This window comes from Thiohalophilus sp., assembly GCF_046483665.1.
In the GTDB taxonomy this organism is placed as follows: Bacteria; Pseudomonadota; Gammaproteobacteria; order UBA6429; family Thiohalophilaceae; genus Thiohalophilus.
Map to the genome: position 1 here is coordinate 103,999 of NZ_JAWOCR010000040.1, position 26,047 is coordinate 130,045.

General features: G+C 55.3%; 18 protein-coding genes. 8 read left to right on the top strand and 10 right to left on the bottom strand.

Annotated elements, in window-relative coordinates; translation table 11 throughout:
* The first annotated feature begins 297 nt into the window (after positions 1 to 297).
* Positions 298 to 1,536: a diguanylate cyclase gene (locus R6U90_RS09115; protein ID WP_410352370.1), complete on the top strand. Its 1,239-nt coding sequence runs from the start codon at positions 298 to 300 to the stop codon at positions 1,534 to 1,536.
* Between the two features lie 250 nt (positions 1,537 to 1,786).
* Here the strand turns inward: R6U90_RS09115 and R6U90_RS09120 are convergent, their stop codons facing one another.
* From R6U90_RS09120 to R6U90_RS09135, 4 genes are all read right to left on the bottom strand, one after another.
* Positions 1,787 to 2,401 carry a response regulator transcription factor gene (locus R6U90_RS09120; RefSeq protein ID WP_410352371.1) on the bottom strand — a complete coding sequence of 205 codons (615 nt, stop codon included), beginning with the start codon at positions 2,399 to 2,401 and terminating at the stop codon, positions 1,787 to 1,789.
* 397 nt (positions 2,402 to 2,798) lie between these two features.
* A complete protein-coding gene (locus R6U90_RS09125; RefSeq protein ID WP_410352372.1) occupies positions 2,799 to 3,767 on the bottom strand; it encodes a dimethyl sulfoxide reductase anchor subunit family protein in 969 nt (322 codons plus the stop codon).
* Positions 3,768 to 3,879: 112 nt separating this feature from the next.
* Complete coding sequence (locus tag R6U90_RS09130) at positions 3,880 to 4,605, bottom strand: 4Fe-4S dicluster domain-containing protein (protein WP_410352373.1); 726 nt, start codon at positions 4,603 to 4,605, stop codon at positions 3,880 to 3,882.
* A gap of 75 nt (positions 4,606 to 4,680) precedes the next feature.
* On the bottom strand, positions 4,681 to 7,584 hold the full coding sequence (locus tag R6U90_RS09135) for a molybdopterin oxidoreductase family protein (RefSeq protein WP_410352374.1): 2,904 nt from the start codon (positions 7,582 to 7,584) through the stop codon (positions 4,681 to 4,683).
* Between the two features lie 919 nt (positions 7,585 to 8,503).
* On the opposite strand from R6U90_RS09135, the gene R6U90_RS09140 reads away from it, so the two are divergent.
* The 7 genes from R6U90_RS09140 (at position 8,504) to R6U90_RS09170 (ending at position 16,860) form a co-directional block, all read left to right on the top strand.
* Complete coding sequence (locus tag R6U90_RS09140; RefSeq protein WP_410352375.1) at positions 8,504 to 9,028, top strand: hypothetical protein; 525 nt, start codon at positions 8,504 to 8,506, stop codon at positions 9,026 to 9,028.
* On the top strand, positions 9,025 to 10,269 hold the full coding sequence (locus tag R6U90_RS09145) for a Zn-dependent hydrolase (protein ID WP_410352376.1): 1,245 nt from the start codon (positions 9,025 to 9,027) through the stop codon (positions 10,267 to 10,269). Before R6U90_RS09140 ends, R6U90_RS09145 begins: the two co-directional genes overlap by 4 nt.
* On the top strand, positions 10,266 to 11,018 hold the full coding sequence (locus R6U90_RS09150; protein ID WP_410352377.1) for a cysteine hydrolase family protein: 753 nt from the start codon (positions 10,266 to 10,268) through the stop codon (positions 11,016 to 11,018). Before R6U90_RS09145 ends, R6U90_RS09150 begins: the two co-directional genes overlap by 4 nt.
* On the top strand, positions 11,015 to 12,457 hold the full coding sequence (locus R6U90_RS09155) for a sodium:solute symporter family protein (protein ID WP_410352378.1): 1,443 nt from the start codon (positions 11,015 to 11,017) through the stop codon (positions 12,455 to 12,457). Before R6U90_RS09150 ends, R6U90_RS09155 begins: the two co-directional genes overlap by 4 nt.
* 124 nt (positions 12,458 to 12,581) lie before the next feature.
* On the top strand, positions 12,582 to 13,661 hold the full coding sequence (locus tag R6U90_RS09160) for an aspartate carbamoyltransferase (RefSeq protein ID WP_410352389.1): 1,080 nt from the start codon (positions 12,582 to 12,584) through the stop codon (positions 13,659 to 13,661).
* Between the two features lie 29 nt (positions 13,662 to 13,690).
* Positions 13,691 to 15,709, top strand: a complete 2,019-nt coding sequence (asnB, locus tag R6U90_RS09165; RefSeq protein ID WP_410352379.1) for an asparagine synthase (glutamine-hydrolyzing) — start codon at positions 13,691 to 13,693, stop codon at positions 15,707 to 15,709.
* 239 nt (positions 15,710 to 15,948) lie between these two features.
* Positions 15,949 to 16,860: a phosphate ABC transporter substrate-binding protein gene (locus R6U90_RS09170; RefSeq protein ID WP_410352380.1), complete on the top strand. Its 912-nt coding sequence runs from the start codon at positions 15,949 to 15,951 to the stop codon at positions 16,858 to 16,860.
* Positions 16,861 to 17,457: 597 nt separating this feature from the next.
* Here R6U90_RS09170 and sat read toward each other — a convergent pair.
* The 6 genes from sat to R6U90_RS09200 all read right to left on the bottom strand — a co-directional run.
* Entirely contained in the window at positions 17,458 to 18,648 is a 1,191-nt protein-coding gene (gene sat / locus R6U90_RS09175; protein WP_410352381.1) for a sulfate adenylyltransferase, read from the bottom strand.
* Between the two features lie 379 nt (positions 18,649 to 19,027).
* On the bottom strand, positions 19,028 to 19,477 hold the full coding sequence (locus R6U90_RS09180; RefSeq protein WP_410352382.1) for a ligand-binding protein SH3: 450 nt from the start codon (positions 19,475 to 19,477) through the stop codon (positions 19,028 to 19,030).
* A 182-nt stretch (positions 19,478 to 19,659) separates the two neighbouring features.
* Entirely contained in the window at positions 19,660 to 20,040 is a 381-nt protein-coding gene (locus R6U90_RS09185) for a response regulator (RefSeq protein WP_410352383.1), read from the bottom strand.
* Entirely contained in the window at positions 20,037 to 23,750 is a 3,714-nt protein-coding gene (locus R6U90_RS09190; RefSeq protein ID WP_410352384.1) for a response regulator, read from the bottom strand. The genes R6U90_RS09185 and R6U90_RS09190 overlap by 4 nt, the downstream gene beginning before the upstream one ends.
* Before the next feature lie 343 nt (positions 23,751 to 24,093).
* Positions 24,094 to 25,479, bottom strand: coding sequence for a DegQ family serine endoprotease (locus R6U90_RS09195; protein WP_410352385.1), 1,386 nt, complete (start codon positions 25,477 to 25,479; stop codon positions 24,094 to 24,096).
* A gap of 283 nt (positions 25,480 to 25,762) precedes the next feature.
* On the bottom strand, positions 25,763 to 26,047 hold a 285-nt coding region (locus R6U90_RS09200), incomplete at its 5' end, for an Hsp20/alpha crystallin family protein (protein ID WP_410352386.1).

Genomic DNA, 26,047 nt, shown 5'->3' on the forward strand with positions numbered 1-26,047 from the left:
CCCGGTGTTTGTTAATTCGCTGCTGATGATTCCCTGTTCGGCCATCGTCTTATCGGGAACCGGATAAGCCCGGTGTCGCCTTCTCTTCGGCGAACGCGATCGCACTCCTTTGGATTATTGTATCAGCATGTATTCACTTACTTTCTTTTCAAATATATTCAAGGATACTCGACAGAGGCCGATACTGGATACTACCCAGGAAGCTACGGGTAAACCCTGTCTCTTTTGGCCTGATAAACCCTCATTTTCGCGCGGGGATCAACCGCGATGGTTATGCGATATTCCTTACGAAAACGAATGATTCTGAGCACCGGCCTGATGTTGCTGCCTCTGCTGCTGCTGGGCGCAGGAGGCTATGCTCTGTATCTGCAAACCATCAGTTCCTTCGAGACAGCGATGCAGCGCAGTATGCAGGTAGTGCTCCCGGTCAGTGAATTGCAGCGCCAGATTCTCGAAATCGACCGCCCGCTGGATCAATACCTGTATAACACCCGCGAGCAGGAGCGCGAGGCCTTCTTTCGCCATGCGCAGGCGATCGACCGCCAATTCGTGGAACTGCTCGATAAATCGGCGCTGCGCGACGATTATCGTCCCGAAATCGCTCGATCCAGTCAGAGCTGGCAACAACTGCGGAATCTGGCGGATCGCATCATGCAGCGCCATGCAGAGGCCGGTGACGTCAGCCAGGAAATGCTGGTCCGTTTCGAAAACCTGCAGCGAGATACCACTGGTATCCTTGACATGTTGTATCAGACTTTTGAATTGGAAATTGAGCAGGAACTCGACAGAGCGTTGCGCGATCAAAAACAGATTCAGTTATTGCTATTAGTCATATTTGTGACCGGGCTCGGGGTAGCCATTCTTATAGGCAATCGCATTGCCAGGCAGGTGTTGCAGCCATTGGCAAAATTGCGCGAGGGCACGGAACGTTTTGGCCACGGTGATCTGACTTATCGCATTGAACTTGACAACCAGGACGAGTTCGGAAAACTGGCTAAAACTTTCAATGAGATGGCTGATGAACTGGAATTTCTCGCTTCTTATGACAGCCTGACAGGGCTGTTGAACAAGCGGGAGTTTGGGCTGCGATTGCAGGATGAAGTGAGACGGGCAAAACGATCCCGCCACCCGTTTGTATTGTTGCTGATGGATCTCGATTATTTCAAACAGGTGAACGACACCTATGGACATCCGGCGGGAGATCATACCCTGCGTGTACTGGCCTCGTTGTTGAAAAAACAGGTCCGGGAGTCGGACTACGTGGGACGCTATGGAGGTGAGGAGTTCGGAATGATTCTTACCGACACATCGGAGCAGGATGCCCTGGACACCGCGGAACGTATCCGTCAATTGGTCGAGGAAAAAGCGTTTGCCATCAGCGACAACGCCGCAATCAACATCACCGTCAGTGCCGGCCTGGCATCCTACCCCGATGACGCGACCAATGCTGAAATGCTGATCGCCTGCGCCGACGAAGCCCTCTATAAAGCCAAGGACACCGGCCGCAACCGCGTGATCGCCTTCAGTGATATTTAGGGTATTAACTCAGGGCATTAAAACCCAACGTAAAGGCGCAGAGAACGCAAAGGAATTAATTTTAAAAATCGTGGAATAACTTTGCGGATAGATAACTATTTGATTTTCAGTTCGGTTTACTCAAGACGTGGCTGATGCTGTTCTGTTCGTAAAAGCCGGAATCTGGTAAGCCCCGTAGACTTTTGCGAAAAGATCAAAATAAAAAACTCTGCGTCCTTTGCGTCTTTGCGCCTCTGCGTTAAAGATCTGATTATCTGCCGGTTTCGCGCATCATCATGGCCATTTTGACCAGGTCGGCGATGGAGCGGGCCTGCATTTTTTCCATCACCTTGGCGCGATGGACTTCCACAGTCTTGATGCTGATGCCCAGTTCCTCGCCCACATCCCGGTTGGGCTTGCCGGTGACGACCCGGTCCATGACTTCCTGCTCGCGTGTGGTGAGCTCGTCATAGCGCGCCTGGAGGTTTTCCAGCTCGGCACGCTGTTTGAGTCGATCACGATGTTTTTGTACCGCGGCCTGGATGGTATCGAGCAGAACCTGATCGTTAAACGGTTTTTCGATGAAATCGACCGCCCCGTTTTTGAGAGCGCGCACCGCCATGGGGACATCGCCATGACCGGTGACAAAGACGATGGGCAGGTCGATGCCCCGCTCGGCGAGAATATGCTGCAGATCCAGACCGCTGATCCCCGGCATGCGAACATCAAGGATCACGCAACCGAGTGAGTCCTCGGTATAGTTGTCCAGAAACTCATTGGCGGAACCATAGGTCCGGATATTCAATTTCACCGAATCGATCAGCCAGGCGATGGATTCGCGCACGGCCTGATCGTCATCAACTACATGAATTGTGGCTTTTTTCATTACTTGTATCTGGCTTTTGTTGACCGAACCTTCGCGGTATCGCGCCATGAGACCGCTATAGCTCTGTTGTCTCTGAACACTCCGTTTTCGGGCGACTCCGGCCTCTTTCATAAGAGGCCGGAGGGGGCGTCGGCCTGGTCCCGGGTCCGGATTCCCCTGAATCTCGCAATCCATGGGGTTATCGGCAATGTGACCGGGTTCTCAAATTTTTGTGTCCATTGTGGTCCGGCGGCGTTGCTGTCAGGTTTCTGTATCACCCGATCATCCGGTCTTTATACTTTTCCAGCATATAGGAGGAGAGGGAGGAGGGTTATTGGGGATAACCCTAATTTTTGCTGCGGTGAGATAAAAAAAACGCATCCGAAGATGCGCTTTTCAGGGAGTTGGCGTCAGGTAATCAGATGGTCTGGTAATACAGGTTCTGCGGGTGATTGGCCTGGGCGAAGAAGAACCAGCGCTCGAACAGCAGACCAATATATTGCACCGCGAAAGCGGCAGCCAGGACCTGCACGCTGGCGGCGCTGAGGCCGGCCCACAGCAAAATCAACGGTACGGGGAATACCAGAACCAGGAAAATATACTTGATCGACTTGAACCAGGCCGCACTGGCGCCATGGAAATATTCCCGGGTGTTGTAGGAGCCGCCCATCATGCCCATGGATTTCTGGACCACGGCGTTGTGGCGCATGCCGATGGCGGTCTGCACGGTGGACTTGTACTTGATACGGGCATTGCGGTACAGCGAGGCAGCGCGGCTAATCAGGCCGGCCAGGGTCAGAATGACTGCCCAGGCGCCATAAAAACCAATCATACCCGAGTCCTGCCAGGCCGCCAGTGCAGTGGCCAGGGTAAAGCCTGAGGCAGCACCCAGCAGGGTATAATTGATTACGGTCAGGACACTGGCCCACTCCTGCAGGAACTTGATGCTGGCGTAGATCATGCCGGTCGCCACATACAGGACGAACACGGCAAACGTTGTGATTGCCCCGACGATCAGCGCCGGCTGGTTGGGGATGCCGTTGCCGAACCAGTCGGGCTGCCAGCCGCTCAGGTGCAGCGCGCCATACAGGAACACCAGTCCCATGACGGCCGGCAGGATAATGACTTCGCGGGACAGCCAGGAGGTGCGCCACTGACTGGCGGCGCGCCAGGCCCGCTCCGGACGGCCCAGATGCAAAAACGACGCCGCCAGGCCACCGATCATCAGTACCAGGGCAATAATGCTGCCGGTGACATAGAAATTACTGCTCTGCGCCGGCAACAGGTTGACGGCGGAATACAGCTGGCCGCTGAACAGCGCCAGAAACAGTCCCTGACCGGCACCGATCAGGGTAGTAAGAAAGATAACCGAAAATGCAGGATGCATGACAAATTCTCCGAATTTGAGTTACGAGGGACGAGGGCCGAGGACCGAGGAGAGAAAAAACAGGCGTATTCCGCTTTTCCTCGTCACTCGTAACTCGTCCCTCGTCACTGTTTTAAAGTAGCCAGTCGTCCAGGGTGACATCCTTGGTGGTCTTGTGTCGGATATCCTCTTTCTTGAGCGGATTATCCACACGCACCAGTTCGTCCTCGTGGATGTGCATCTTGGTCTTGCGCCGCGGCAGGTAATGGTTGGCCGGCTTGGTGCCCCATTCGGGCATCAGCGGGTAACCGCCCTGTTCGCGAATGGCGACAGAGACTTCGGAATCCGGGTCATGCACATCGCCGAACAGCCGCGCGTTGGTCGGACAGGCCATGACGCAGGCCGGCTTGCGCTCGGCTTCGGGCAGCGATTCGTCGTAGATGCGATCCACGCACAGGGTACACTTCTTCATCACCTGCTGTTTCTCGTCCAGCTCACGGGCGCCGTAGGGGCAGGCCCAGGAGCAGTACTTGCAGCCGATGCATTTGTCATAGTCCACCAGTACGATGCCATCATTCTCGCGTTTGTAGCTGGCGCCGGTCGGACAGACCGGCACGCAGGGTGCGTCTTCACAATGCAGGCAGCTCTTGGGAAAGTGGATGGTTTCCGTGTTCGGATAGGTTCCCACTTCATAGGTCTGTACCCGGTTAAAGAAGGTCCCGGTAGGGTCCTTGTCATACGGGTTCTCGTCGAACAGCGGGCCGGCCGCGCCGGATGTGTTCCACTGTTTGCAACTGGTGACGCAGGCGTGGCAACCCACGCAAACGTTCAGGTCGATTACAAGTGCTAGTTGAGTCATATCACTAAACCTTTATCGATGCATTCTCAACAAAGAGGCAAAAACATCCCTGTTTTTGGCGCTCTTTGCGTTTAATCAGTTCTTCTGCTTGCTAAACATGCCGGCAAAGTACTGCAGCCATTTACGCCGTGGCGGGGTACCCGGAACGGCACGCATTTCCTTGTATTGCGGGAAAGTGCTCGGCTCTTCATCTGCGCTGGCCGGGTAGACGCGTACTCGCACGTCATACCAGCCGGCCTGGCCGGTGACCGGATCCGAGTTGGAAATGTGCTGGCCGGCGTCGTGGGCGGGCAACTCTTCACCAATGACATGGTTGAGCAGGAAGCCCTGCTTGGATTCGTTGGCATTGTCGGACAGATTCCAGGCGCCGCTGGCCTTGCCGATGGCATTCCAGGTCCAGATAGTCCCCGGTTCGACAGCTTCACTGTAACGACTCAGACAACGCACCTTGCCGTGCATGGACTCGATCCACATCCAGGCGCCATCGTCGATACCCGCCGCCCGGGCGGTCTGCGGATGGATATGCAGATAGTTGTAGGTGTGGATCTGTCGCAGCCAGGCATTTTGCGAATCCCAGCTGTGGTACATGGCCATCGGTCGCTGGGTAATCGCATTCAACGGATACTTGTGCTTGTCGCTCAGTTGCGATTCCAGTGTTTCATGGTAGAAGGGCAGCGGATCGAAGAAGGTCTCGATGCGTTTGCGCAGGTGTTTGGGCGGGACCCGACCGCCGGGGTTCTTGTCCTGCGCCGCCAGGCGGAACTTCTGCAGCACTTCGGAATAGATGTGGCAGTTGATCGGTTCGGCATAGCGAGTCAGGCCGTTGCCCTGGGCCCACTGCAGATAGCCCTGGTTCCAGTTACGCATGTACTGATAGGACTTGGGCAGCTCGTAGTGGAATACGCAGTTGTTCTTCTCGTACATTTTCCACTGGTCCGGGTTGGGCTCGCCGCGCATGGCCTTCTCGCCACCCTTGCCGCGCCAGCCGGCCAGAAAGCCGATGCCGGAGCCGGGAGCGGTTTCGAAGTTGGTGACGAAATCCGGATAGTCGCGGAATTTGCGGTTGCCGTTTTCATCGACGAAGGCCGGCAGCTTGAGGCGCGAGCCCAGTTCGATGATGACTTCCTGGAACGGCTTGCACTCGCCGGTCGGCGGCACTACCGGAATACGGACCGAGTCGACCGGGCCATCGTATTCGGAGATGGGCCGATCCAGCATGGACATCACGTCGTGACGTTCCAGGTAAGTGGTATCGGGCAGCACCAGATCGGCGTAGGCGACGGTTTCCGATTCGAACGCGTCGGCTACGACCAGGAACGGGATTTTGTATTCCCCGTTGTCGTCCTTGTCGTTGAGCATCTGGCGCACCTGATCGGTGTTCATGCTGGAGTTCCAGGCCATATTGGCCATGAACAGGAACAGGGTGTCGATGCTATAGGGGTCGCCGCGGTGGGCGTTGGTGATCACGTTATGCATCAGCCCGTGCACCGACAGTGGATGTTCCCAGGAGAAGGCCTTGTCGATACGCACCGGCTCACCCTTGTCGTCGACAAACAGATCGTCCGGGTCCGCGGGCCAGCCCAGCGGCATGCCATTGAGCGGTGTATTCGGTTGCACGTCGTCCGGCGAGGTCGGGTTCTTCGGGCAGGGCGGAATCGGGCGCGGGAACGGCGCCTTGTGGCGGAAGCCGCCGGGCCGATCGATGGTTCCGAGGATCGACATCAGGATGCTCATGGCGCGGATAGTCTGGAAGCCGTTGGAGTGGGCAGCCAGACCACGCATGGCATGGAAGGCGACGGGGTTACCGGTCACCGATTCGTGTTCGTTATCCCACACGTCAGTCCAGGCGATCGGCAATTCGATTTTCTCATCGCGGGCAGTGATACCCATTTCATAGGCCAGGCGGCGAATGGTCTCGGCCGGAATGCCGGTGATATTCTCGGCCCATTCAGGAGTGTACTGCTGGACACGTTCGGTCAGCATCTGAAAGGCCGGTTTGACCGGGGTGCCATCGGGCAGGGTGAATTCCCCCAGCAAGTAGGGGTCGGCGCCCGGCGTGTGGGTAGAGATCGGTTTGTTCAGATCCCGGTCCCACCACAGCTTGTTCTGCGGGTCGAAGCAGCCTTCTTCTTCGGGCACCTCGAAGCGCACGAACATGCCGTATTCGGTGCTTTCCTCGTCCAGGTTCACCAGCTCGGCGGAGTTGGTGTAATTGACCAGAAAGTCGCGGTCGAACAGGCCCTGCTTGATAATTTCGTGGGTCAGGGCCAGCATCAGCGCACCGTCGGTACCGGGTTTGATCGGCACCCACTCGTCGGCGATCGCAGAGTAGCCGGTGCGTACCGGGTTGATGGAGATGAAGCGGCCGCCGTTGCGCTTGAACTTGGACAGCTCCATTTTCAGCGGGTTGGAATGGTGGTCTTCGGCGGTACCGATCATCACGAACAACTTGGCGCGCTCCAGATCCGGCCCCCCGAATTCCCAGAAGGATCCGCCGATGGTATAGATCATGCCGGCGGCCATGTTGACCGAGCAAAAACCGCCGTGGGCCGCGTAGTTGGGAGTACCGTACTGCTTGGCGAACAGACCGGTCAGGGCCTGCATCTGGTCACGCCCGGTGAACAGAGCAAATTTCTTCGGGTCAGTGGCACGCAGGTGGCTCAGGCGTTCTTCGAGCATATCGAAGGCCTGATCCCAGCTGATTTCCTCGAATTCGGCATCGCCGCGGTTGGCTCCGGGCTTGCGCATCAGCGGTTTGGTCAGCCGTGCCGGCGAGTACTGTTTCATGATTCCCGAGGAACCCTTGGCACAGATGATACCCTTGTTCAGCGGATGATCGGGGTTGCCCTGGATATAGCGCACTTCTCCGTCACGCACGGTGACACGGATGCCGCAGCGACAGGCGCACATATAACAGGTGGTATTCTTGGTTTCAGTCCGCCCTTCGGGCTTCTGAATCGGGTCATGTATAACTGCCATCGTCAAACCTAGCCTTTTTAATGAGGTGCGCGATTATAGGGGTCAGCACGCGCAGTGACTAATCAGGGTTATTAAAAGGTTTATAAAATCATTATATACTAAAATAGTTATGGATTAATCGTATCCAGACGGAGATAGTCGCCCGGCCTGACTCCTATCCGAAGAGAGATAGCTATAACCCGACTAAGCATCTGTTTTTGCGAGATTTTTTTAGCCTGCACAGAATGTCGCGCCAACTATAGCTGATTGGAGATAAATTTAAACCCCCGATCGCCGGCTGCAGGGAAATAAAATGAACTTATATTTAGATCGGGTATAACGGCCGATGAAATCCGGTACGGGTCCTCCGCTTCTCCTCTCCCGGGGCCTGTCAACCGTAAACACCCGCGCCCGTGCGCAACGCAAGAGACCGGGCCCGGCAACCCCCATTTACTGGCGTAACAGTCATATATAAAGGTGTTGCTTCTGCCCCGGTGTCTGACGCTATGCAAGCTGGGGATGCAGGGCATCAATGCCGGGTATCTTGTACTTATCCCGTGGCTCCATCCGTGTTTCATCTGTCTGCCTGTAAAGCGGTTGCCATGTCTGTTCGCATAGCAATCGCTGCTGTCTTCCACCTGGCCCGGTAAGGGAGCGATATTTGAAACGTCGGCTCAGTCAAAACAAACTTCCCACAGTTTACGGTTCGCTGGACTGCTGAGTGATAAATCCTTGATGTGATAGCGGCCTTTATGCTGCGTCTCTGCGCGCGCTGATCTGGGTGGCAATAAGCCTCTCTTTTAACTAGACTTTTAGTGCAATGTGAATTTTATTGCCAGTCATGGCAAAATGAATAACAGAGTTCGCTGCACTGTTCAGGCAAGGAGTCAGGTTCGTGTTTGCCAGGTGTCTGTCTGCAGCGAAGATAATGGATATTTGATTGAATTTTTCTGAACCAATAAGCCGTTTAACCCGTCCGGGCGGGCGCCTGTCGTGGGTTGGCAACCTTGCTGCCGGATTTGTACCGGGACGAGTTGTGGTGGCGGCGTTGTTTTTGCTGCTGTGTATCCCGTCCCTTTCCTTTGCCATTGAATTGCAGACGGATACGGATGTTGCTACTGCCGGATATTATCACCTCAGATGGAAGAGTGCGGATAAGCACGTCAATGTTGAGCTTCAGGAAGCCGTCAACGCCGAATTCCGGCATGCAAACTCTCTCTACCAGGGTCGGGACCGCGCCAGAATTATAACCGGTCGTTCCGACGGCACTTATTATTATCGCATCCGGGCGCTCGATGTTAACGGCACCGCTGGCGACTGGTCTGACATCGTCAAGGTACAGGTCAAACATCACCCTCTGTCACGGGCCCTGGGATTTTTCACCGTCGGTGCCGTTGTTTTTCTGTCGATCCTGATCGCGATCCTGATTGGCAACCGTCGTTATCACAGTAAGGAGTCACAGTGACACTCTCAATCAATACCCGACGTTTGCAGGAAGATATCGAAATGCTGGCGTCTATCGGCCGCCACGAGGACTATGGTCTGTATCGCATGGCGTTTAGCGATGGTGATATGGAAGGACGTGCCTGGTTCAAACAGAAACTGGAAGAGGCCGGGCTGGAAGTGTATGAAGATGGCGCCGCCAATATCCATGGCCGGCTGAACTGGAGCGAGGAGATTCCGGCCGTCGTGACCGGTTCGCATCTGGATACGGTGCCGGCCGCCGGCCATCTGGACGGAGCGCTGGGCGTGCTGGTCGGACTGGAGTGCCTGCGCAGTATCAAGGAACAGAATCTGTCGCTGCGCTATCCGATGGAAGTGATCGCTTTCACCGATGAAGAGGGCCGTTTCGGCGGCATGGTCGGCTCGCAATCGATCGCCGGCCAGTTAACCCCCGAATCGATCCATCAGGCAATTGATCTTGACGGCATAACATTATCTCAGGCGATGCAGGAGCGAGGTTATGATGCCATGCATGCCCTGCATGCCCGTTATCGCCCGGAGGCCATACATGCCTTTGTGGAACTGCATATCGAACAGGGGCCGATACTGGACCAGATGGGTCTGAGTGTGGGTGTGGTGGATGCCATCGCCGGACTGTTCAAGTGGGAAGTGAGCCTGATCGGTACCGCCAATCACGCCGGAACCACGCCCATGCATATGCGTAATGACGCCTTTCAGGGACTGGCGGAATTTTCCAGCGAGATTCAGCGGATTCTGGAAGAGAACGGTTCGGCACGCAGCGTGGCCACCATCGGCCGGGTCGATATCAAGCCTGGGGCGCCCAACGTGGTACCGGGACGGGTCGAGTTTTCCCTGGAGGCGCGTGATACCGATGAACATACCCTCGAGGATCTGCAGCATGCCTTTCGCAAGGCGTTATCTGCGATTGCCCGGCGACGTAATCTGATGTTCGAATTCAAGATCCTCAGCGAGATCGCTCCGGTCAAGTGTGATCTGGGACTGGTCAGGGATCTGGAAGATACCGCCAAACAACTGAAGCATGAACCGCTGGTTATGGCCAGTGGCGCCGCCCATGATACTCAAATGATGGCCAAAATCGCCCGGGCCGCGATGCTCTTCGTTCCCAGTAAGGGAGGACGCAGCCATTCCTCGGCCGAGTGGACCGAACTGGTGGATATCGAGCGTGGCGCCAATGTTATGCTTAATGCCCTGTACCGAATTGCCGGAGAACAAGCCGCATGACAGATGATACGTTTGACCTGAGTGAAGATCTGGACCTGAATCCGGATTTTCTGGATGTCGATCCACTTGAAGAAAAATACCGCGCCTCGATTACGCCGGTCCAGGCGATTCAACAATCCCTGGAGGAACACCATACCGCGCTGCTGGTGATCGATTTGCAGTATCTGGACGCCGCGCGGGGTTACGGGGTTTTTGCCAATGTCGACAGGGAACAGATGCCGCATGAGGCCGAAGAGTTTTATTTCGATTCACTGGAGAATACGGTGCTGCCCAATGTGCGGCGCCTGCAGGACAGTTTTCGCGCCAATAAACTGGAAGTGATCCATATTCGTATCCAGTCCCTGACCCAGGACGGACGGGATCGCAGCCCCGGCCACAAGCGTCTTGGCCTGCATGCCGCACCTGGTTCCAGGGAGGCGGAGTTTATTCCCGAAGTAGCGCCGGTGGGCGACGAGATCGTGATCAATAAAAGCGCCAGCGGCGTATTCAATGCCACTAACCTCGAATATGTACTGCGCAACATGGGCGTCACCGGCCTGTTTGTCTGCGGCGTCTATACCAATGAATGTGTCTCCACCACTATTCGCGATGCCAGTGATCTGGGGTTTTACACGACCCTGATCGCGGATGGTTGTACCACCGTGACCCCGGAGCTCCATACGGCAACAATTCGTACGGTCAAGGATCGCTACTCCCGGGTTATGACCACCGATGATGCCATCAAGGAGATCAACAAGGTCGTGGCATGAATAGCGTTAACTCCGCGATTCTCGACGCCAATGTCGGCTGGCTGATCCTGGCCGTTTTCAGCGTGATCTGGATCTGGCTGGGCTGGTTCTGGGGGCGCAAGAATAAACATCTGGATGATTACATGCTGGCTGGTCGGCGCGTGGGCATGGCCCTGGGCACCGCCACGGCCATGGCCACCTGGGTGACCAGCAATACCACCATGGTCGCGCCCCAGTTCGCCCTGCAACTGGGTTTGTGGGGCATGCTGGGTTATTCGCTGGGCTCGGTCGGGCTGATGCTGTTCGCGCCACTGGCGCGCCGTATTCGTCAGTTACTGCCGTTCGGTTACACCAGCGGTGATTTTGTTCGTCTGCGCTATGGTGTCTGGACCTGGCGTGTATTTCTGGTGATTTCATTGTGCTATGCCATCGGCTGGTTGATCAGTTTGGGAATGGCCGGTGGCGTGCTGATTCACGCCCTGACCGGCATTGATTACCAGATCGGCATGACGGTCATATTAACAATATGTGTTTTGTATACCCTGCTGGGTGGTTTACGCGCGGTTATTGGTACGGACTTTATCCAGACCCTGCTTATCATTGGTGGGGTCGTGACCCTGGCGATCCTGACGATCAATGAGGTAGGGTTTGATCAGATGCACAGTAGCCTGCTGGCAGATCGCCCGGAACTGCTGAACCTGTTGATGCCGGCTGCGGTCATGTTCCTGTTCAATAATCTGTTGTTTGGCATCGGTGAAATTTTTCATTCCAATGTCTGGTGGTCGCGTGCCTTTGCCTTTCGCAAGGACGTGGGCTTTCGGGCCTATCTGCTGGCTGGCATTATCTGGGTGCCGATCCCGATCGTGGCTGGCTTTATCGCGCTGGCGGCGCCGGCGCTGGGACTGAATGTGCCGGCTGCGGATATGGTTGGTCCCATGGTCGCCGCGGAACTGCTCGGTTTTGGCGGCGCCGTGCTGGTCTTTATTATTGTTTTCTCGGCACTCGCGTCGAGTCTGGACTCGCTGCTCGCCGCGACCAGCGATCTGGTTCTGACCGATATCTACAAAGGTCACCTCAACCCCGGGGCCAGCGATGAGCGATTGCGGATTATGGCCAAACGGATCGTGATACTACTGGGGGTGGCTACCTGGTTGATTTGCCTGCCGCGAATTTCTACTCTGGGCAGTCTGTTGCAATATCTGGGCGCTTTTGTTGCCAGTGCTATCTGGCCCATCGTTGCCGGACTATACTGGAAACGGGCCAACGCCACAGGGGCTCTGCTGGCCATGGTGCTGGGGACCGGTTGCGGTATCTGGGCCTATTTTGGCATCGGCTTTTATGTGGCGGCGCTGGTGTCGGCGGCGGTTTCCATGCTAACAGTCTTCATCAGCATGGCGTTGTCACAAACCGAATTTGAATGGGAACAACTGAAACAGAGCCAGGAGGGCAGCGCAACATGACCGCCAGTGCCACTTTCCTGGCCTTCATCGTAACGGCAGCTGTGGCAGTCTCCACGCTCACGCCGTTGATACTGATTTATTTATGGATAAGAGACTGGATAAGAAAACAGTTATGGTAGACAAAATGCATTCCCATCCCGAAGAATCCGTGGAACCGGTCATTCCCAAAGACTGGACCAGTGGTATCGAGCGTCCTCAATATCTGCTCGAGCATATACCCGAGGACCCCGCACCCCTGGTCGAGCTGGCCTACCTGCCTATCGTTTCGGTCCGCCAGTTAAGTCAGGACAAGATGGCGCAATTGTTCAGGCTGGCCGCGCTCTACGAGACTACGCCGTCGCTCTATCAGCCGCCGTTGACAGGCAAGATCCTGATCAGTGCTTTCTATGAGCCGAGTACGCGAACGCGGCTTTCCTTCGAGAGCGCCTGGCACCGCCTGGGTGGCGATATTATGTCGATCACCGATCCGGCTTCCACTGGCATCGCCAAGGGTGAGTCGCTGCGTGATGTGGCCGAGATGTTCAACAACTATGGCGACCTGGTGGTGCTGCGCGATAATCACAATACAGCCGTTTATGAGATGATCGATGCCCTGCGCATCCCCATCATCAATGCCGGTAATGGCACCGATGAGCACCCAACTCAGGCCATGGCCGATATGTACGCCATCTTCAAGTGGCGGCCCGAGTTGCTCAATAACGACGTGCCCGAGGACAAGAAGATCAATATCGGCATCATCGGCATTCCCTCACGCATGCGTACGGTACGCAGCCTGTTACTGTTCCTTGCTATGTACCCGCGGGGTATCAATGAGGTTGTGGTCATCACTGATGAGACTGAAGCCTTCGCCGAGGATCAACTGGAAGAGCTGGAATCATCGGGGTTGAATATCCGTATCAGTAATAAACTCGATAAGGAGCTCCCCGAGCTCGATGTAGTCTATATCAACGCGATTGCCTGGGTGGGAGATTCATTCGAGACTCACGGCGGTATCTTCAAGCTTGACGCCAACTCTTCCCTGAAGCCCGGCTCTATCATCCTCCATCCACTGGCAAGAGGGGATGAATTGTCGACCGAGCTGGATGATACGCCACATAACTGGTATTTCGCTCAGGCCCGTGGAGCGGTCTTCATTCGCATGGCACTCCTCACCACGCTAAGCCAGCGTATCAGCCAGGTGATGGAAGCCAGTTCTTATTCTTAAAACTCAGATACCCAATACAGAAGATAATTATGTGTGGAATAGCCGGAATTTTTCATAGCACCAAAGAACAAACCATCGATCCTCAATTGCTGGTCAACATGGCAGCGATACAGCACCATCGGGGCCCGGACGGGTTTGGTTACAAGTCACTGGAAGGACAGGGAGTAGGCTTTTCCCATGCCCGCCTGTCGATTATCGACCTCAACGAAGAGCGCGCACGCCAGCCTTTTCTGTCTCAGGACAATAATCTGTTGCTGGCCCATAACGGCGAGTTTTACGACTACAAACGGATTCGTGCCGAGCTGACCTTGAAGGGCGCGCGTTTCAAGGCCAAGAGCGACTCGGAGATGGTATTACATCTCTATCCCCGACTGGGTCTGGAAGATATGCTGACGCACCTGCGCGGCGAGTTCGCCTTTGCCCTGTATGACAAGCAGCATGATCGGCTGATGCTGGTTCGCGACCGGTTCGGTGTCAAACCGTTGTACTGGACCAACACCGGCGACAAGATCGTGTTCGGTTCCGAGCTCAAGGTGCTGTTCGCTCATCCTGATGTGCCGCGGCGCTTCAATGCCAAAGGTGTATTTCACCAGCTGATGCAGACCACCGTGCCGGGCAATACCGCCTTCGATAATATCAACCAGGTTAAACCCGGCCATGTGGTCATCATTGAGCGCAAGCACGGCAAATTCCAGGTGACCGACCAGAAATACTGGGATATGGATTTCCCTCTGCAGAGTGAACGCCTGAAAAACGATAGTGATGACGAGGAAAGCTACATCGAAGGCGTGCGCAAGCAACTGCTGGAAGCGGTACAGCTGCGCCTGGAAGCGGATGTGCCGGTGGCCTGTTATCTTTCCGGCGGAATCGACTCCTGTTCCACGCTGGGCATGGCCGCCGCCAGTCAGCAGTCACCGGTCAAGGCCTTTACCATCGGCTTTGACGACGCCGATTATGACGAAACCCCGATTGCCACCGAGATGGCCGAGTCGGTCGGTGCCGATCAGGATGTAATGCTGCTCAACGCGGGTCACCTGTACGAGAACTTCGAGGAAACCCTCTGGCATACCGAACGCACTATTTATAATACGCTGGGTGTGGCCAAATTATTGATGAGCCGGCATGTCAACAAGGCCGGTTACAAGGTGGTGGTCACCGGCGAGGGTTCGGATGAACTGTTCGGCGGATATCCGGCTTTTCGCCGCGATATGTTTTTACACGGCATGGATACCCTGTCGCCGGCCGAACGGGCCGAATGGGAGAGTATCCTGGCCGAGGCCAACAAGTTATTCAAAGGCGCCATGCTGGCCGAGGATGAGGTCAGCGATCCGGCTCTCAACGAACTGATGGGCTTTACTCCCAGCTGTCTGCAGCCCTGGCTCGCCTCGGCGGTGCATGTGCCCGGCCTGCTGTCGCCTGCGCTGCGTCAGGAAGTCGAGGGATATGCGCCCGGTCAGGCGATCGCCGAGGCACTGGACGGTGATATGCTCGAAGGCCGGCATCCGCTCGACAAGGCCCAGTACGTCTGGATCAAGACCATGCTGGAAGGCCAGATCCTCACCTGGGGTGGAGATCGCGTCGATATGGCTAACTCTATGGAAGCGCGGCCGCCGTTTCTGGATCATCATCTTGCCGAGTATTGCGCCCAGCTGCCACCCTCCATGCGGATCAAAGGGCGCACCGAGAAATACGTATTACGTGAAGCGATGAAGGGCATCCTGCCCAAGACATTGTATGAACGGGAGAAGTTCGCTTTCATGGCGCCGCCGGCGCATACCGATCCGGAAAAATGGGCCGCCCTCAAGGTTCTGTCTGATAACTATCTTTCCGATGAAGCGATCGAGCAGGCGGGCGTTCTGGATAAAGCCGGCGTGAAGGCGCTGTTCGATCTGCACGAGGCCGAGGACACGACCGCCTCGACGCAGGTGAAACTCGATGCGGTCATTAATCACATGATCGGTGTGCAGATCCTGCACAAGCATTTTATTGCCAATGATGTTCCTTCACTGGCCCGACAGAAGGCCGATGAGTACGGCTGGCATGTTTGAGCCAGTATGTATCATTACATAAAAAATAAAGGGGCCTCAGGCCCCTTTTTTGATCGCTGAGTGACAGGCGAACGCCCCTGTATAAGAAAGTATTGATATTTAAATATAACGGAAAGCAACTGTCTGGAATAAAGTAATTTATGTGACGTCTTACACAGGATTGTCGATTGGACCTTGGGGTTAACCCGTAAAGTTGCCGAAGATGAGACAAGACGAATATCCAGTCAGGAGATGTCATAATGAAACGCTTTCAATCCTTATGTGTAATCACCGTATTATTCGGACTATCGGCGCTTGTCGGTGCCGGGCAAGCGCAACAGACAGACATTAACTGGGCTGGTTGCGGGATTACCAAAAAAGCTTTTATGGCGGAACTGGCCAGGGCCTACGAGGTCAAGACCGGCATCCCTGTCTATCTCAGCGGGGGTGGCGCCACCAGGGGCATTCGTAATGCTGCGGCGGGCAATATCGATATTGGCGGTGCCTGTCGGACTTCCCTCAACAGTCTGAAGGAAGAGCGTAATGCCCACCAGATCCCGGTGGCCTGGGATGCACTGGTGGTGGTAACCAACAAGAAAAACCCGGTGGACAACATCACCTTCGATCAACTGAAGCAGGTCTACCTGGGTAACATCACTAACTGGAAGGAGCTGGGTGGCGCCGATGCGCCGATTGAGCTCTACGTGCGTCGGGGAAAAATGTCCGGCGTGGGTCGTACCCTGCGCGAACTGGTCTTCAACAACTTCGATCAGGAGTTTGTCGCAAAATATGTTGAAAAGTCTTCCGGGCCGGTGGAAAGCGGCGTGGAAAATAACATCAACGGTATTGCAGTGACCGGTATCAGCAGCGCCCAAAAGCGGAATATCAAGATCCTCAAGCTCAACGATCACGAACCCAGCTATGCGAAGATCAGAAACGGGGATTATGTGCTCTACCGCCCGTTATACCTGGTAACCAAACGGGGTTCGACCGACAAAAAGGTACGTGACTTCATTCGCTACGCCGTGAGTCAGGAAGGCCAGGAGATCATTCGTCAACAGGGTACAGTACCCTATACCGAAGCCATGGCGCTGGTTATGAAACAGCTTGACCAGTACGAACGGGCCAGCCAGTCCGGTGCCTATCGTACCCGTGCGGACGGAAAGATATAAAACCCGGTCCTTACCGGTAAGGCAAAGAGGCACGCTCTGTGGCGTGCCTCTTTTTTTGTGGTCTGGAAATGAACGCAAAGGATGCAAAGACGCGGAGAACGCAAAGAAGTTATTTTTTGGTATTACCAGCCTTTAATTCACTGCGAAAGTTGCATTCTTGGAATTTCTTCAAAGCGCACCTGAACACACTGACTTCACTTCCGTGTCTTCACTGCCTCGTTAGTTTAAATAGGTGTTCCAAATGCCCGATCACTTTGCTTAAAAGATTGCTTCGCTTTGCTCGCAATGACCGATAAGAGAGAGGTCATTGCGAGGAGCAGCGTGACGAAGCAATCTCTCTGGACTGGTATTCGGCACACTTATTCAATCAGGAATGCAGTATGAGGCATGCCTTTTGCCAAAATAAATATTTTCTCTGCGCCCTTTGTACCCACACAACGGGCATAAACGCCTTTGCATCCTTTGCGTTCATTTCCCAGTGAACATAAACAGTGGATATATTCAGGATATGCCGCGATAGAGTTGTTTACGAGGGGCATAAAAAAAGAGGCACATCATCTGATGTGCCTCTTTCGGTGCTTCGGTAGTAATCCCTGATCAGGCGTCTTTACTGGTGTAATAGTCGATCAGGATCTTGGCCACTTCGGGGCGTGAGAACTCTTTCGGCGGGGCTTCGCCGTTGCTCAGCATCTCGCGTACCTTGGTGCCGGAAAGCAGCACGAAGTCTTCCTTGCTGTGATCCGGGGCTTCGCACATCATCACGACTTTGTTCAGTTTCTTGGACCAGGCGGTGTGATCGGCCTCGAAGATCTCGATATCCAGCGCACCTTTGGGCACTTCGTCGTGGAAAATCTTCTGCGCATCGAAAGGACCGTAGTAATCACCGACACCGGCATGGTCGCGGCCGATGATAAAGTGGGTGGCGCCCATGTTCTGACGGAAGTAGGCGTGCAACACGGCCTCGCGCGGTCCGGCATAGAGCATGTCGAATCCGTAACCGGTAACCATCACGCTGTTGGGCGGGAAGTAGAGTTCCACCATCTTGCGGATTGCGGCATCACGCACCGGGGCGGGAATATCGCCGGGTTTGAGCTTGCCCAGCAGCATGTGAATGACCAGGCCGTCGGCACCCAGGCGATCCATGGCCATATGGCACAGTTCTTCATGCGCCAGATGCATCGGGTTACGGGTCTGGAAGGCGACGACCTTGTTCCAGCCGTGTTCCTGAATTTCGTTGCGGATTTCCACGGCGGTGCGGAAGGTATCCGGGAAATCGGTGATGAAGTAGCTGAAGTTCAGCACGTCGATCGCCCCGGAGACGGCGAAACGGCCCTGGCTGTTAAAGGCGGCCACACCAGGATGCTCGCTGTCGGTCGTGCCATAGACCTTCTGGGTCATGGTATTCATCTGCTCGTCAGAAACCGTTTCAATGGCCTCGACATCCATTATGGCCAGCACGGGATGGCCCTCGACATTGGGGTCGCGCAGGGCGATGCGCCTGGCGTCCTTGATCGCATCGACGTTTTCCAGCAGACACAGGATGGGTACCGGGAAAAAGCTGCCGTCGCTCAGGATCATTTTCTCGGCCGCGCCCATGGCGTCAGTCAGATTCATGAATCCCTTGAGCGGATTGAAATAGCCGCCGCCCATCATCACGGCATTGCCGGCGGCCTGGGAGCTGATCACCACAGAAGGCAGGGACTCGGCCTCCTTTCGCAGAGCATCGTGTTTTGCGGAGTCATAGACAAAGCGAGGCTGTAGCTCGTCGCTGCCGATAGGTTTGATCATTCGTCCATCCTCAAGGTTAGGCCGCGGTGGGCATGGTTTGTTAAGTTCAGGCTGTCGTCCGGGAGACACGTTGGAGCGGGAATCCCCCTCGCAGCCCGGCTAAAATTCAGATGCACGACTATACACCACTCGATCCGGGGCGGAACAACAGGGATATTTATGAGGGCATTAGAATACAGGGCCGAGGGACGAGGGACGAGTGACGAGGCACAAGCCTCCGGATACGGAAATTAGACTGAGTCGAAATGAAAGTGATGCCAATTCATTTAACCCGGAGCTGAAAACAAAAAAGCGCCCGAAGGGCGCTTTAATATCTGGACTCGTCCCTCGTCACTCGGACCTCGTCCCTGACAATAGGCGCCCAGCGGGCGCCTTTTGTTCAGGCTGCGTCTTCCTTGGCCTTGCGGGCGGCTTCGGCTTCTTCCGGGGAATAGGCCGCACCGGACCAGAGCATTTCGTAGGCAATTTCTTCGTTGCCGTTCTCACACAGCTCCAGAACCTGCTGGAAAAGCGGCTGGAAAGTCTCGGACTTGTGCGATTCCTCGTGGTCCTCGAAGGTGTTCCAGAAGGTGATAATCAGCGCTTCCTTTTCCTTCAGGGGACTTTCAACTGCCTGACCGATGGTCGACCCCTCGTTGGAGACTGCGCCGCTGTTCAGGCAGACAAAGCCGCCGACAAAGCCGGTGTCGGAGTGATAGGTCTTGACGTTTTCGCACAGAAACGCAACGCGCTCCTGCAGGTCGTCAATCGAGTATTCAGGTTTCAGGATGACCCGGTTTACAGTAACCACACCATCATGCGGGAAATTTTTAATCAGATCGCCAGCCATTTTGCTCACCTCCGTTCAGAGTTAGTTGTTTAACAATTACTAATATAGGAGCTATATAAATTATGTCAAGGTAAACCAATAAAATACTTATAGCCCTGGTAATTATCTCAGTTATTACCCACATAAGGTTTCTGCGTGAGATTTCAATGCCCGGCGACTAATTGAAAAAGATATAAGAAAAATCATATATTTTGCCAGATCTGTCGAACCGTCTCGGCCAGCGTCATGGGATCAAACGGCTTGGTAATGACCTCGACGGCGCCCAGGGCGCGCAGTTGCGCCAGCTCCCGGGTTTGAACCTTGGCGGTCATGAACAGGACCGGAGTCTCGGCCAGGGCGGGGATTTTTCGCAATTCGGTCAGGGTGGTGGGGCCATCCATGCCGGGCAGCATCACATCGAGAATCAGCAGATCGGGGGCATACTCTTGTGCCGTGGCGAGGGCCTCGCTGCCGTTGCTGCAGAGCTGCAACTCGAAGCCGCCCACATCTTGCAGGGCAAGGCGGGCGATAGTCTGGATGTCCGCTTCGTCTTCCACGTACAGGATTTTGCGCAATTCGTTCATACCGGCGCCTTATCGGTTGGAGTTGTCTGTTCGGGCCGGGTGCGCTGTTGCAGACAGGCGGCGAGCGTTTCCAGCAGAGTCTGTTGCGAAGTGCTGCTCTTGCGCAGGGCCGCGCTGACCTGAGGGAGTACGTCTTTTTCCAGATCGTGGTTGGAGAAAATAACCGTAGCCGGTGGGGGGTGTTGATCCCCGAGCTGTTCCAGCAGTTCCAGTCCCGATCCGTCGGGCAGGCCCACATCCAGCAGAATCAGATCGAAGTTCTGTCTGGCCAGCTGTTCCCGGGCTTCCTGCAGGCTGGTGGCACGAGACAGGGTAACCAGTTCCTGCAACATCCGACCTATCACATTTTGTAAATCGGGATCGTCCTCCACATACAGCAAGTGCGGTTTGTCCGGCAGATGCAGCAGGGCCCGGCGGACCGAATCGAGCAGGCGATCCTGATCCACCGGTTTGTCCAGCCAGTCGATGATATCGGCGGCGCCGCCTTCCAGCTGATTGCGAGATTCATTGGCGATGGCCGAGATAACAATAACAGGCAACGTCCGGGTCGCCTCGGCGCCGCGCAACTGGCGGATCAGATCCAGCCCGTTGAGATCGGGCAGCAGAATATCCAGCAACAGGGCATCATAATGCTGCTGTTCCAGTGCTTTGTGTGCTTCGGCAGCCGTAGTGCTCAGTTCGCTCTGGTAACCGTGACGAGCCAGCATCAGTTGCAGCAGAGCGGCGATATCCGGATCGTCCTCGCAGATGAGCAGACGATGCGGCTGTGACGGATTCAGATTGACGATTTGATCCTTGATGCGCGTAATCGACTGGTGTCGATAGACCGGTAAATCAAAATAGAAGGTGGTACCAATGCCTGGCTGGCTGACATAGTTGAGCTGACCGCCGTGTTGTTCGACGATAGCCCGGGCAATACTCAGTCCCAGACCGGTACCGCCGGTGTTGCGGCTGTCAGAGGCGTCGACCTGGCTGAAGCGTTGAAAAATTTTATCCCGAAACCCGGCGGGAATCCCCTTGCCATGATCGGTTACGCTGATGCGCACGACATATGGCTGATGCCAGGCCTCAATCTCCACTGTGCCGTTGGCATGGGAAAACTTTACAGCATTGGAGAGCAGATTGTTCATAACCTGCATCAGTCGGAGTTCATCGGCATACAGTTTCGTGTCAGTAGTCACGGTCTTCAGTTTCAGTTCAACATTAAATTCACGCGCATAGGCCAGATTGTTTTCGAGCGCCTGTTGCAGAAAGACGGACAGGGAAACAGGCTCATAGGTGAAGGTCATATTGCCCGAATCGATCTTGTTAATATCGAGTATTTCATTAATCAGATGTAGCAGACGTTGGGTATTACGCTCGGCAATTTCAATCAACGAATGCGCTTGTTCCGGCAGTTCTCCTCCCAGGTTGCCGCTTAACAACCCGAGTGACCCACGAATTGAGGTCAGTGGCGTACGCAGTTCGTGACTGACGGTGGAAACAAACTCATCGCGAATGCGTTCTATACGTTTACGCTCGGTGATGTCGACGCCAATGCCCAGAAAGCCGATACACTTTCCCTGCTCGTCTGTCATTTCGGTAACCGACAGCAATACCGGCAGATGGCTGCCGTCCTGGCAGATATAAGTCCATTCATGCTCATCGGGAACTCCCCGGCGGGCCTGCACGGTAAAAACATCAAAACCAGGCTGAATCGGTATTTGCAATTCCTTGCTCAGTTCTCTGGCGCGTGCCGCGACCTCTTGCGAATCATGGAACAGTAAAGGGTTATGCTGTCCTATGACGTCGCCGGCCGAATAACCCAGGGTGCGTTCAGCGGCCCTGTTGAAACTCATGATAATGCCGTTTTCATCGGTCGCTATAATAGTGAAGTTGGCGCTGTTGAGAATCGCATTCTTGATGCCGAGCGTATGCGAGAGTATCTCTGCATTGGCTTTTTGCTGGGTGATATCGCGCAATGAAATGGAGGCGCCCTGTAACGTGGGATGGATAGCCACCTCCAGCCACTTGCCATTATCCGCATAATAACGATCAAACTGACACGACTGTTCATCCTCCAATGTGGTCAGCAGGGCAGCCCCGAACAGTTCCCGGGTTTGCGGGGCCACCGTTTGCAGATTGTGATCGACCAGATCCAGTGTCTCGATATTGAGCAAATCCTGAGTCAGTGAATTGGCATACAGAATGGTTTGTTTGCGGTCCACGGCGACAAATGCCTCGGCCGTGCTTTCAAGGATGTGACTGATGGTGTTGCGCTGTTCCAGCAGGCGGTCCTCGAACTGGATATGCACCAGTTCCATGCTCAGCCATTGTGCCATCAGTTGTACCAGTTCCTGCTCGGCCTGGGTGAAGGGGGTTTCACGCGCTTCGTAACCGGAGAAACTGAGAGTCCCATACAGCTGCCCGCCGGTATAAATCGGCGTGCCAATATAAGTCTCCAGACGAGACTCCAGGTAACATGGCAACTGGCTCCAGCCGGAGAGACCGGCATGCGTGACAGCGGTGAGCACCTGGTTCTTGAGCATTTGTCCGCAACAGGTTTGCTCCAGGGGGGTGCTCTTTCCTTCCTGAAAAGCCGAGCCGGATGAGCAGGCATATAGAATAGTGTGCTGCTCTTGCTGAACATAGGCGAGCACACCATGTTCCAGGTCCAGCTGATCACAGCCATAGGCCAGCAGGCGCCGGGTCTTGTCGGAAAAATCAAGATCGGAAGAGATAATGTCATACAACCGGGCCAGGCGTTGCTCGCTCTTTTGCAGGGCCCGGGTCCGCTCGGCAACCTGGGTCTCGGCATAGGCGCGCCGGGTCAGGTTGGTTTTAACGACGCCGGCGATCAAAAACGTGATCGTCAGCGTGGCGAACAGGGCAAACCACGGCATTAGCGACAGGGTGTTGGTAAAACGCGCCGGTACGGGACGAAACAGCAATGTCCAGTCCTGATCCAGAATATGTAACCGACGCTGGTGATCCTCGACCTGCAGCTTCCCCTGGGTTATTGCAGGGGAAGGGGATCCGGAATTGGCCGGATAATAGAACAACAGATGCTGATTCCTGGAATTGACAATGGCGATATCCAGCGCGTTGCGGGAGGTGGCGCGATGCGACAGGGCCGCATCGATAAACTCGTCGAAATCCAGCAACAGCATCACCATGCCGCGCAAAGCCGGGGTATTGTTCTGATAAACGGGCTGAAACAATCGAAAGGATTGCACTGAAGCGGCATTTGCAGATCGCGAATCGGGCAGCAGCAATAGCCGTTGGTCCTGACTGGCCGCCTGCAACTGGCGGTGCAACCCGGGTTCCTTCGCCAGGTTGAGTCCGCCCAGCGTATCCAGGTAGGTTTCGGGTACGGCATACTGCACCGGATAGGCCGGCGGATCATCTCCCTTCTCTGGTAACCAGAAGACCCCTTTGAGATAGTGATGACGCAGGGCCAGATCGCGGGCAAAGCGACTGAACTCATGACGCTCCACCTCATCCGAAGCCTCATACAACGCGTGCAGGCTCTGTAGCACTTTTTCCAGGATATCGGCTTCGGCACGGATAGCATGATAATGCTCGTCGAAGGCCAGTTGCCGCTGATGCTCGAGATAATTCTGTTCATTGGCCCGAATATATAAAAACAGGGCAAGCGCGACCAATGTGCCGAGCAGGAGAATGCCCAGGCACAACGGGTTGAGATAAGCGCGCAGATCTGTTTTCAACAAAAGAATGTCCTGTTTTTAATCAGATGCGGGTCGTTTATGCATGCACATTACAATACCACTGTTGCGCACGTCGGGCATGCCGGACGACTCAAAATTTAACGCTGCAACAGCGGCACAACAATTCCCGAAAAACAAACACAAGGAACCGGTGACGCCAACCAGGTAATGTTTTCGATACATTTTATTGGTGTCGGGGCTGCATGGATGGAGCCGGCGAATGGCTCATGCGTGCATGCGGTCAAGACGAATTATATTTTTCAGCATAGCACGTGAAATACAGCCCAGCGCCCGGTAAAGGGAAGATAAGGCCAGTCGACCGGACGGCCGACTGGCGCGTCGGGAGTTAGCGCAGATAGAGAAACAGGGCCCCGTTACCGCGACGGATATTGAGTAACAATTGTGAACTGTTGCCGATTACATCGCGCATTTCGGCGACGCTTTTGACGGGCTGACGATTGACCGAGACGATAACGTCATTGGGGCGCAGGCCGGCACTCCAGGCCGGGCTGGCCTGTTTAATCTCGCTGATCAGCACACCCTCGATGCGCCCGTGCAGACGATGGTCCTCGGTAATATCCGAAAAGCGCGCGCCGGTGAGATGGGCGTGCAGTTTCTCCCCGCCCTGGGCGTGCTGGCTGCTGGGTTTCTCAATAGTCGCCGTCAGCGTCCGGGTCCGGCTTTCGCGCAGAACCTTGATGGTGACCTCACTGCCGATGGGCAACAGGCCGATGCTGTTGCGCAGGGTATTGGCGTCGCGGACCCGTTTGCCGTTGATCTCGATCACGATGTCACCGGCTTTGAGTCCCGCCTTGTCGGCCGGAGAACCGTCATCGACCTGGGTGATCACGGCGCCCTCGCCCTGTTTGAGTTCAAAGGCCTGGGCCAGCTCGGACGTCAGATCCTGGGCCTGGGCACCGAGACGACCGCGGCGAATTTCACCATATTCCACCAGCTGGGTCATAATCTTGCGCGCCATGTTGACGGGAATGGCAAAGCCGATACCAATATTGCCGCCGGTGCGGGAGAAGATAGCGTTGTTGATGCCGACCAGCTCCCCGTTGAGATTAACCAGCGCACCCCCGGAGTTACCGGGATTGATCGAGGCGTCGGTCTGGATAAAATCTTCGTACCCCTGAATGCCCAGACCGCTGCGATCCAGTGCACTGACGATACCGGAGGTGACCGTCTGGCCCAGGCCGAAGGGGTTGCCAATGGCGACGACAAAATCGCCCACTCGCAGACGGTCCGAATCGGACAGCGGCACGGCGGTCAGATTCTCGGCTTCGATGCGGATAACGGCCACATCGGAATCGGGATCAGTGCCGATGAGCTCCGCATCGTAGGTGTTACCGTCTCGCAGGGTGACCTTGATCTGATCGGCGTGTTCGATCACATGGTTATTGGTCAGAATATAGCCCTTGTCCGCATCGACGATGACCCCGGAGCCCAGGCTCTGGGTACGCCGCTCGCGCGGTTGTTGCTCGGGGATATCGAAAAAGCGGCGAAAGAAGGGATCATCCAGCAGCGGATTGCCCTGCACCCGTACCCGGCCGGTGGTGGCGATATTGACCACCGCCGGCGTCACCTTCTCCAGCATCGGCGCCAGGCTGGGCAGTTCGTTGCCCTGGCTGTCGTGGGTGGGCAAGGCCGCGGTGTTGCCGGTCAGCAGCAGGCCGAGCAGCAGGATCAGGCTATAGCGAATGGACCATGCGGTAGTCAGACGTCTCAAGATCGGTTCTCCCTTTTACTACGCTAGCAATTGAATTCAAAACCCGCCGTGGATGGCGTCGGCATCGTTATAGTGCCTGACCGGCAGGTAAATGTTTTCCGAGTAAATGCAAGAATATGTAAAGAACAAAGAGAAGTTGGCAGAGGGCAGTTGGCAGTTTGCAGTCAAATAAACAGTAGGGTGGCTCAAGCGAAGCGGAGCCACTAAACCACGTTCAATGATGCCGGATCCGCCTGCGGCTTGACCCGGCCTACAGGCTCTGCTGACTGCCAACTGCGTACGGTTAACTGCCGACTTCGATTCTGCGGCGCCGTGCGTGGCTGGCCTTGGGCAGGGTAATGCTCAGTACGCCATGTTTATAACGGGCTTTGGCCTTATCCTGATCCACCGCGACCGGCAGGGGCACGGCACGCTGGAAGGCCCCGTAGGCACATTCACGGATATGGTAATCGCCCTCGGTCTGTTCCCGTTGCAGGCGTTTTTCCCCGCGCACCAGCAGGTCATCGTCGATCACCGAGATATCGAAGTCATCGGACTCCATACCCGGCACTTCCAGTCGCACGACCAG

Excerpts from the sequence above, each read along its gene's own strand:
- R6U90_RS09115 (WP_410352370.1), top strand. The coding sequence starts at position 298 with ATGATTCTGAGCACCGGCCTGATGTTGCTGCCTCTGCTGCTGCTGGGC.
- R6U90_RS09120 (WP_410352371.1), bottom strand. The coding sequence starts at position 2,401 with ATGAAAAAAGCCACAATTCATGTAGTTGATGACGATCAGGCCGTGCGC.
- R6U90_RS09125 (WP_410352372.1), bottom strand. The coding sequence starts at position 3,767 with ATGCATCCTGCATTTTCGGTTATCTTTCTTACTACCCTGATCGGTGCC.
- R6U90_RS09130 (WP_410352373.1), bottom strand. The coding sequence starts at position 4,605 with ATGACTCAACTAGCACTTGTAATCGACCTGAACGTTTGCGTGGGTTGC.
- R6U90_RS09135 (WP_410352374.1), bottom strand. The coding sequence starts at position 7,584 with ATGGCAGTTATACATGACCCGATTCAGAAGCCCGAAGGGCGGACTGAA.
- R6U90_RS09150 (WP_410352377.1), top strand. The coding sequence starts at position 10,266 with ATGACAGATGATACGTTTGACCTGAGTGAAGATCTGGACCTGAATCCG.
- R6U90_RS09155 (WP_410352378.1), top strand. The coding sequence starts at position 11,015 with ATGAATAGCGTTAACTCCGCGATTCTCGACGCCAATGTCGGCTGGCTG.
- R6U90_RS09160 (WP_410352389.1), top strand. The coding sequence starts at position 12,582 with ATGCATTCCCATCCCGAAGAATCCGTGGAACCGGTCATTCCCAAAGAC.
- asnB (WP_410352379.1), top strand. The coding sequence starts at position 13,691 with ATGTGTGGAATAGCCGGAATTTTTCATAGCACCAAAGAACAAACCATC.
- R6U90_RS09170 (WP_410352380.1), top strand. The coding sequence starts at position 15,949 with ATGAAACGCTTTCAATCCTTATGTGTAATCACCGTATTATTCGGACTA.
- sat (WP_410352381.1), bottom strand. The coding sequence starts at position 18,648 with ATGATCAAACCTATCGGCAGCGACGAGCTACAGCCTCGCTTTGTCTAT.
- R6U90_RS09180 (WP_410352382.1), bottom strand. The coding sequence starts at position 19,477 with ATGGCTGGCGATCTGATTAAAAATTTCCCGCATGATGGTGTGGTTACT.
- R6U90_RS09185 (WP_410352383.1), bottom strand. The coding sequence starts at position 20,040 with ATGAACGAATTGCGCAAAATCCTGTACGTGGAAGACGAAGCGGACATC.